This window comes from Luteitalea sp., assembly GCA_009377605.1.
GTDB lineage: Bacteria > Acidobacteriota > Vicinamibacteria > Vicinamibacterales > Vicinamibacteraceae > WHTT01.
Genome location: WHTT01000231.1, coordinates 1 through 922 on the forward strand (window position 1 = coordinate 1; position 922 = coordinate 922).

Here is a 922-nt window from a genome sequence, read left to right on the forward strand (position 1 = left end):
ATGGACTCGCTGATCACTGCCGCGGCGCGTGCACTCGCGGCGGGCGGGTAAACGCCGCGCACGCGCCGCCTGCCACCCATCCCGACCGATATCGGCGGGGGCGCCGACGTCATCTCCACCGGCGGGCAGGCCACCCCGAACGACGCGCGATCGCCAAGCCGCCCGCGGCGTCGCGCAACTGGGCTTTTCGGGCAACGTGTCGAGCTTGACCTGCGGGGCCGAGGTTTGGGTTTCTGTTGATGACGCCGTGTGACGATCGTCATACGGCACTGGTTGGCCTTAAGCCGAGTAGAGAGACCTCAGTCTGCCAAGGTAGTATTCTGCTTACGCTCGCCGAAGCGTTGATGACTAGAGCTTCCAGAACGTCAACCCTCTAAGGGTTGTCCCGTAATGTGCTTGCAGTTCATCGCGTTCGGGCCGATTGCTTGATCTCCTCGACCCGCTCCGACAGTGGTCCGGGCGCGATGCGGACGCACTCATAGCCCAGTGCTTCGTAGGGCTCGGCGTGGACGCGCTCGAACCGCAGCGCGTCTGCGAGGCTGATCTGGCGGGCGTCAGTCGGGGTTATAAAGCCCAGGTTCTCGACGAAGAACACCAATCTAGAAAATCCTATGTGCCTACAGAATGTGGCACAGGACATAGTGTTGAAGCCGTCGGCGGTAATGCCGGGATGGACCAGAAGCGGCGAGTGGTTCATGATGGCCTCTGGAGTCCGTTATCCTTAATCAGCGGTAGCGCAAGTACAGGTGTGGCCTGGGAGGGCAACTAGCCATGAAAGTTATCTGCTCATTACTCAAAAGTAGGCAGACTGTTCGGTGGCTGCTGGCCCTCTGGCTCTGCATGCAAGTCGACCTGACGACCGTGTCGGCTCAATCCGCTTCCCGAAGTCTAGAAGTGAATGTCTACGTGAATCAGATCGGCT

General features: G+C 60.3%; 1 protein-coding gene. It reads right to left on the bottom strand.

The annotated features are described in order from the left end of the window. Window positions 1-403: 403 nt before the first annotated feature. Complete coding sequence (locus tag GEV06_28685; GenBank protein MPZ21823.1) at window positions 404-697, bottom strand: AAA family ATPase; 294 nt, start codon at window positions 695-697, stop codon at window positions 404-406. Window positions 698-922 lie beyond the last annotated feature (225 nt).

Coding starts and splice junctions, on each gene's coding strand:
- GEV06_28685 (MPZ21823.1), bottom strand. CDS start 697: ATGAACCACTCGCCGCTTCTGGTCCATCCCGGCATTACCGCCGACGGC.